The sequence below is a fragment of the Streptomyces sp. NPDC005784 genome (assembly GCF_042871525.1).
GTDB lineage: Bacteria > Actinomycetota > Actinomycetes > Streptomycetales > Streptomycetaceae > Streptomyces.
In genome coordinates this window covers 44,573-50,836 of the sequence record NZ_JBIAIQ010000051.1, presented here as the reverse complement: position 1 = coordinate 50,836, position 6,264 = coordinate 44,573, and the positions used below count along the sequence as shown (strand labels likewise).

Annotated in this window: 8 protein-coding genes; 1 reads left to right on the top strand and 7 read right to left on the bottom strand. The window is 67.6% G+C overall.

All coding sequences use genetic code 11. The features are described from left to right. Nucleotides 1-9 precede the first annotated feature (9 nt). The 7 genes from ACFYR3_RS41160 to ACFYR3_RS41130 all read right to left on the bottom strand — a co-directional run bounded on the left by ACFYR3_RS41160 (nucleotide 10) and on the right by ACFYR3_RS41130 (nucleotide 5,081). On the bottom strand, nucleotides 10-354 hold the full coding sequence (locus ACFYR3_RS41160) for a hypothetical protein (protein ID WP_389287266.1): 345 nt from the start codon (nucleotides 352-354) through the stop codon (nucleotides 10-12). Between the two features lie 471 nt (nucleotides 355-825). Further along, a complete protein-coding gene (locus ACFYR3_RS41155) occupies nucleotides 826-1,770 on the bottom strand; it encodes an alpha/beta fold hydrolase (RefSeq protein WP_389287264.1) in 945 nt (314 codons plus the stop codon). After that, on the bottom strand, nucleotides 1,767-2,348 hold the full coding sequence (locus tag ACFYR3_RS41150) for a GNAT family N-acetyltransferase (RefSeq protein ID WP_389287262.1): 582 nt from the start codon (nucleotides 2,346-2,348) through the stop codon (nucleotides 1,767-1,769). Before ACFYR3_RS41150 ends, ACFYR3_RS41155 begins: the two co-directional genes overlap by 4 nt. A 281-nt stretch (nucleotides 2,349-2,629) precedes the next feature. Beyond that, nucleotides 2,630-3,262: a GNAT family N-acetyltransferase gene (locus ACFYR3_RS41145; protein ID WP_389287260.1), complete on the bottom strand. Its 633-nt coding sequence runs from the start codon at nucleotides 3,260-3,262 to the stop codon at nucleotides 2,630-2,632. Between the two features lie 58 nt (nucleotides 3,263-3,320). Further along, nucleotides 3,321-3,737 (bottom strand): hypothetical protein, encoded by a 417-nt coding sequence (locus ACFYR3_RS41140; protein WP_389287258.1) that lies wholly within the window; start codon nucleotides 3,735-3,737, stop codon nucleotides 3,321-3,323. A gap of 341 nt (nucleotides 3,738-4,078) precedes the next feature. Continuing rightward, entirely contained in the window at nucleotides 4,079-4,438 is a 360-nt protein-coding gene (locus ACFYR3_RS41135) for an SH3 domain-containing protein (RefSeq protein WP_389287256.1), read from the bottom strand. Between the two features lie 298 nt (nucleotides 4,439-4,736). Next, the gene (locus ACFYR3_RS41130) at nucleotides 4,737-5,081 is read right to left on the bottom strand and encodes an SH3 domain-containing protein (protein ID WP_389287254.1); all 345 of its coding nucleotides are present in this window, start codon (nucleotides 5,079-5,081) and stop codon (nucleotides 4,737-4,739) included. A 642-nt stretch (nucleotides 5,082-5,723) separates the two neighbouring features. On the opposite strand from ACFYR3_RS41130, the gene ACFYR3_RS41125 reads away from it, so the two are divergent. Continuing rightward, on the top strand, nucleotides 5,724-6,125 hold the full coding sequence (locus tag ACFYR3_RS41125) for a DUF6233 domain-containing protein (RefSeq protein WP_389287252.1): 402 nt from the start codon (nucleotides 5,724-5,726) through the stop codon (nucleotides 6,123-6,125). The last annotated feature ends 139 nt before the right edge of the window (nucleotides 6,126-6,264 follow it).

The window sequence follows — 6,264 nt, the reverse complement described above, 5'->3', positions numbered from 1 at the left end:
CTGGCGTCACTATGCCCCCGGTGACCACTCGCAGTGACCACGAACCCTCAGTATCTGAGGAATACGCGACTCCCGATTACGCGAGGTCGCCAGATACATGCAGATCGAGGCGGTTGCGTCGGCCTCGACCTTGATCTCGAACTCCGCATACGTGGCGTCGTCGTCCCAGTTGTAGGTGCCGGGCGGGGCGGCTCCGATCCCGTCGGGTCCTTCGTCGAACCAGTTGCACCCGAAGATGACTTCGAGGGTCTTGCCGAGGGCGATCTGCGGGATCCCTGCGAAATCCACGGTGGCGCGGCCGTGGTCGTCGAAGCACACGAAGCCGTTCGCTTCTCCGGGCCGTTCGACCTTCATGCGCGGATCACAGCAGCCCGTTGGGGGATCCATGCGTTCAAGGCCGGGGAAGGCTGTGGCAAAGGCGAGGAGGGCGGCGTCCTGTTGGGCGGTCCAGGCTGTGTGCCAGTTCTCAACGGTACGGCGGGTAGGCGGCTGCATGGGCTCTCCGATCCGTCACGATCGAGAAGGCCAAGGAGTGAAGCGGTGCAACGCGGTGCAGGCCGGGCCCGATCGGCTTGCTCGTTGCGGGGCTGGCGGGTGCGATGGGCCGGGCCTGACCTGTTACGCGGAGGGGTGTCCGGAGCCGGTGTGCGTATCCCGCAGTCCGGACTCGGCGCGGCGAGGGGGAGGCTGAAGGGAGCTTCGGTGCCGTCGTCGGCGCCCGGTCGGCTCGGCGACGAATCGCAGTGTCATCGTGGTGTCAGGGCCGAGCCGGATGGACAAGGGGGCGGCGGGCGGCGGCTGTTGATGGTCTCGACTCACGTGCGTTCACCTCAGGGGTGCCGTGACCGTGGAGGCGGGTGCGCGGAGCGCCGCCTCGGTCATCCGGCTCAGGATCTGGGTCACGGCGGCGTGGCCGACTCTGTCGGTGGGCAGTCGGTGCCCGGCGCCCATGACGGGCTCGTGCATGTGTGCGTTGGGCAGCTGGCGGGCCAGTTCATGGGTCTGGGACAGGGGGATCCAGTCGTCCAACTCGCCTGTGATGATTTCGACTTGGCGGTCGAGCGCGTTGAGGGCGTGGAGCTTTTCTGCCGTGGTGTAGGTGCGCAGGGACTTCCACAGCTGGGCGATCTGGTCCGTGGGCGTGCGGCGGATCGCCTGCCGGCTGGGCGGCGGGGTGTCGCCCTGGTGTTGTGTCCCGGGGCGAAGGGCCCACGGGTGACGGCTCGGCAGCTGACGCCGTGCGACGTCGGCGGCGGGCGGCAGCCAGCAGAGGGGATACGAGTAGCCGGCACGGGCTGCTGCCTTGATCCAGTGGAGCGGGTGGCTGCCCGGCACCAGCTGGGCCCTGCTGCAGGCCGTCGAGATCAGGGCGACGTGTGGGCGTCGGCGCCGGATGAGTTCCGGTTGCCGGGCCGCGACGGTGAGGGCTGCCATGCCGCCCATGCTGTGCCCGGCGAGGACGACCGGTCCGTGGGGCGTTGTCGCATCGATGACGTGGGCGAGGTCGGCGCCGAGCCGGTCGACGGTCAGGGCGACGCTGCCCGGGTCCGAGTTGCCGTGGGCTCGCTGGTCGTAGCGGACGACACGGACCCCGCGGGCAGACAACTCGCGTGCCTGCAGGCGCCACACGTCCGCCGTCATCAAGAAGCCGTGGCTGAGGAGCACCGTCACGCCGGCTCGCGGCGGACCATCGGTGTAGACCGTCAGCCTGGCGCCGTCATCGGTGACGACGGTGGACCGTTTGGTGCCCGAGGGCGCAGCCGCCCTCACAGCGTGATCCGGAGTTCGACCTTGTCGGCCACGTCCAGGCCGGAATTCGGCAGCAAGCCGAGCAGCGCCATGTTGCGCACGTACGAGGTCTGAGGCAGGACCGGACCGCCGAGGTGCTCGACGATGAGCAGCATCCGCCAGTTCGTCCACAACGACGCGACGGCGAGGGATGTGAATCCCGCGTCGCGGGCGAGGTCGGCGACGAGGTCGGCCAGTCGCGTGCCGAGCCCGCGTGACTGGTAGGACTCCGGAGGGCAGTCGGCGACCAGCAGCGACGCTTCGCACACCTCCGGAGCAAGCTCGACCATCGACGCCATGGCCACGACGTGATCGGACCGGTCCGGGGTGACGAGGAGCAGGCGACTACGTGGGCTGTCCGTCACGTGCCGCCAGATGGTGGAGGAGGGTCCGGGGCGGCGGCCTCTGTAGTGTGCGAACAGGCTCACGGCACTGCAACGTGCGTGCAGATCTTCGACGAGGGGATGATCTTCGGCGGTCGCTATGCGCGCGTAGGTGATCGTGCCGTCGTCGAGAACGAGGAGCGTGTCGCGTCGGGCATCGGTGAGGAGCGGGGGCACTGGCGGGTCTCCCAATCGGCGTCGGATTGCTTGATGTGGCTGGGCCGGAACAGCTGGCGGTGTCGCGCGATGTCAGCCCCCGAGATGACCGGTCGCGCCCTGAGCAGGGTCTGTCCTGCGGAACTTGCCGAGCTGCGGCGGCACGCCGTCGCCGACTTCTGCCCCGGCGGTGCCGGAAGACGACGGAGCGTGCGTGAGGCCCGCGATCCCGGTGCCGTCGACCCCGGTTGGTCCGGATATCACGACGCGCAAGAGCTTGCTGGAAGGCCTGGTACATGGGCCTATGGCTCCATTTGGATCACGGTGTCCAGCGTGGGCCCGTCCCTGCCTGTCACGCGGGCGTGCAGCCCTCGCAGGATGGACAGCATCCGCTGGTTGCCGCTTCCCGTCATGGCGGTGATTTCGTGACAGTCGAGGGTGTGGGTGCGCGCGAGGTCCACCGTGTAGTGGGCGAGGATCGTGCCCAGCCCCTGTCCCTGCCAAGAGTCCTCGACGAGAATTCCTAGCTCGCGGACATGCGGGACTGGCGTCCGCAGCAGGTGGGTGACGGCGATGACGCGGGACTGTTCGTGAAGCGGGACCGTGATCAAGGTCGTCCCGTTGGCCCGGTCGCAGAGATGCCCCCATTCGCGAACAGTCACGGCCGGCCGGGCGGCGTGGTAGCGGGCAAAGCGCGACTCCAACGAGCACCTGGTGTGCATCGCGTTGACTTCGGCGAGGTCGTCGAGAAGCGCGGTTCGGGTCAGCGTGACCTGGTGCGTGCGCGTGGTCGTCTCCAGCGGAGGGGGATCGAGCAGCAAAGAGGAAGCCGGCAACTGCGACACGGCAGACGCGGGCTCTCGCGCAGGTTCCGGACTCCCCACTGGGGGGCTGTCGTGACCAGCAACTTCCGAGCCAATGCCCTTCTTCGTCATCCGGTCTTCTTCCTCCCCCAGAGCTGTTCCCCTCGGAACCTGTTGTGCGGGCGTCCGGTCAGTTCTTCACGGGCCATTCGAGGGGCTCCTTGTAGTAGCCCTGGGTGAGTTCGACGGCGGCGGCCTTCTGGCCCGCCGGGATCAAGAAGGCGCTGCAGATCTGCTGCGACTGTCCGGCGGCGAGCTTCCTGTCGCTGTCGAAGGGTGGGCAGTCGGGCCACTTCGCCTGGCCCAGGAGCACGATGAGGGCGCGCGTACGCTGGCCGCCGCTGGTCCTGACGACCAGGTCGTCATCCATGTCGCCGAGCCTCATGGCCGTGCCGCTCTTGTGGGTGAGCGTGGACCAGACGTACACCGGGATCTGCGAGCCGTCGTCCGCGTCCCTCTCCAACCCGGAGTGGTCCACGTCGGCTGTAGTGCCGGTCACCACTCTGGTCGGCGTGACGGTGTATGTAGCGCCGGCCGAGTCCTGCATGTCGCTTTCCTGCACCGGACTGGCCTGACCGAGCCGGTATGCCTTCCGCTCCTGCGCTCCGCGAGAGGCCGAGTCCGGGTGTCCCCCTGCCGACTCCGCCTTGTTGCAGCCGGTCAGCATCATGGCCAGGGCTACAGCACCCGACGCTGCTGGCACAGCGTGAGCCCACCTGCACATGTCTTCCTCACTCTCACGATTGCGGGACAGGCCGACGCCGTAACCGGCATGAGACCCGGCTTTCCCATCGAGGCGCCGGCTCCGACGGCTACGGCGTACGGCCTGTCACGGGCCGCGAAGGCGTGCCGGCACCCTCAAAGAGCGGTGTTGTCCTTGTGTCTGGGTCAGTCGAGCTGCATGGGGACGCAGTCGTACGCCAGACGCTTGGCTATCCAGCCAGTGGAGTTCTTGGGCAGTCCGGTCCGCGACTTCTGCCCGAGCCGCAACTTGATCCACGAGCCCTTGGTAGCGAGCTTCTTGCCCCAGTCGCCGCGGTACAGCAGTCCCTTCGACGCGTAACCGGTCCCGGGCCCGGTCCTGAAGTTCACGGCGTTGGTGTTGACCGTGTAGTAGACGCGGGGCACACAGGGCGCCTCCGCCGCACTGGCGGTCGGGGCCGTGGCGGCGGCCACTCCGGCGGTCAGCGACAGCGCGAGAGTCACGGAAGCGGCGAGACGAGCAGGCATGCGAGTACGGAGAATCATGGAGTTCCTTCATCGGGAGGGGAGTTGAAGAGGAGAAGGGCCGCTGGCGGCGGGAACGTGGCATGGCGGGACGGCGCTGCGCTGCGTCGTGGCCAGTGACCTCGATCGTTGTGGCGATTGACGGCGCGGCGCGTTCGAAGGCTCGCCAGTCCGTTCGGTGCCGGGGCCGGAGGTGCATACCGCGGTTCACCGGATCCGGGGCCGGGAAGTTCATTCGGCGGGTACGACCCGGGAGCGTCGGCCCTGCACGGAAGACGAGGCGAGACATGAGGCGCCCCGTCACTGCTCCCGGCGTCGCTCAGCCGGCCAGCTGGTAGAGCATGTCGCTGCGAATCCAGCCGGTGGTCCCCTTGGCCAGGCCACCCTTCGAGCGCTTGGCCAGAGAGCTGTAGTACCAGTTGCCCTTCCCGCAGTAGATGCGCACGCGGTCGCCGTCGTAGAGCCGCCCCTTGGCCGTGTAGCCGGTGCTGGGGCCCGTCCGGTAGTTGACGCCGTCGCCGTCCACCGTGCCGGTGAAGTCGGTCAGGTTGTACGTGCACTTGGGAGAGCTGGCCGCGGACGCGCTCGGCGCCAGGGCCAGCGCGCCTCCGGCGAGGAGAGCGGTGGACGCAGCCAGGGCGACGGTTCGGCGGAGCAGGGTCATGATCCAGGACTCCTTCTCTGAGACATACGGGCTCCGGCAGCGCGAAGCCAATTTCATCTACAGATGTTTATGGTAGGTGCCCAGGAGGGGTCTCATGGAAGTCATGTCTATCAACATGTGTTTATGGCTGCTAGTGGGGTCGTCGCCTGGGGTGGCGGAGAGGCTCACAAGGGCTGGCTTGCGGCGCGTTCGGAAACGGTGACGGCGCTGGAAGGTGTGCGAACACCAGGGCCCATTCCTCGCCGAAGGGGTGAGCGTGTCGCGGGTCGGGGGCTGGCGTCCAAGATCCGGTGGCGCGGGTGACGGGCGAGGCGGTGGAATATGAAATCGAACAAGTGGTTGAATTGGTCCATGCGCCACCCGATTCCCTCTGATCTCGCCCGTACTCAGCACGAGTGGACCGCGACGTACCGTGTGCTGGCTGCCCGGCAGGGTGGTACCGCGTTGAGGCGGCGGCTTCTCAGGCTGTCGGTTGCGCTGTACTACCACCCGTTTTGGAGCCCCCGCGGCCGTTTCCCGGTGGCTGAGGAGAGGCGAGTCGATCTGACTCGTGAAGAGGAGGTCGGCTCATGATCGTGCACGTGTTGGCTTGGCCCGGTCCCCGCCATGTTCGAGCTGCCGCCTGACCCGTCCCGCCTCCGCATGATCCTGGACTTCCTCGACGAGCAGGTCGCGCGGAATCAGACGATTGGGATCTACCTGTCGGTTCAGCAGAAGGCGGTCCGTCACGCTCTGTCCGTTGCCGAGGGCCAAGCCGAAGCTGCTCGTCAGCCGTCCCGTCTGCACGGTCGTGGGCCGAAGGGATCTTCCGCGGCTGGTCCTGCCCCCAGTCGGCGCGAGCGCGGTTCATCAGGCTTCATGATCGAGCAGCGCCGCACACCGAGCGGTCCCGAGGAAGCCACGGTGCATCAGGACGACTGCACGATGACCGGCAATCGCACCCATCGCGTCAGTGCGCACGATGCTCGTCTTGCGCTTACTGACGGGCAGTTGGAGGCGTGTCCGTTCTGCCGCCCCGATACAGAGTTGGGGATCTTCGACTGAGCATGATGCAACGAGAACTCCGACCTGAGACGGGCCCTCGCCCTGTACGGGGAGCCCGTCCGTCGGCTCGTCCTCGAAAGACCAAGCACCGCGCAGTGGCGCCACCGTTGTGCCCCTGCTCTTCCGGCCCCGGACCTCC

Bases quoted from the DNA above. Each gene is read 5' to 3' on its own strand.
- ACFYR3_RS41135 (WP_389287256.1), bottom strand. From the start codon at position 4,438: ATGATTCTCCGTACTCGCATGCCTGCTCGTCTCGCCGCTTCCGTGACT.
- ACFYR3_RS41130 (WP_389287254.1), bottom strand. From the start codon at position 5,081: ATGACCCTGCTCCGCCGAACCGTCGCCCTGGCTGCGTCCACCGCTCTC.
- ACFYR3_RS41140 (WP_389287258.1), bottom strand. From the start codon at position 3,737: ATGCAGGACTCGGCCGGCGCTACATACACCGTCACGCCGACCAGAGTG.
- ACFYR3_RS41125 (WP_389287252.1), top strand. From the start codon at position 5,724: ATGATCCTGGACTTCCTCGACGAGCAGGTCGCGCGGAATCAGACGATT.
- ACFYR3_RS41160 (WP_389287266.1), bottom strand. From the start codon at position 354: ATGAAGGTCGAACGGCCCGGAGAAGCGAACGGCTTCGTGTGCTTCGAC.
- ACFYR3_RS41145 (WP_389287260.1), bottom strand. From the start codon at position 3,262: ATGACGAAGAAGGGCATTGGCTCGGAAGTTGCTGGTCACGACAGCCCC.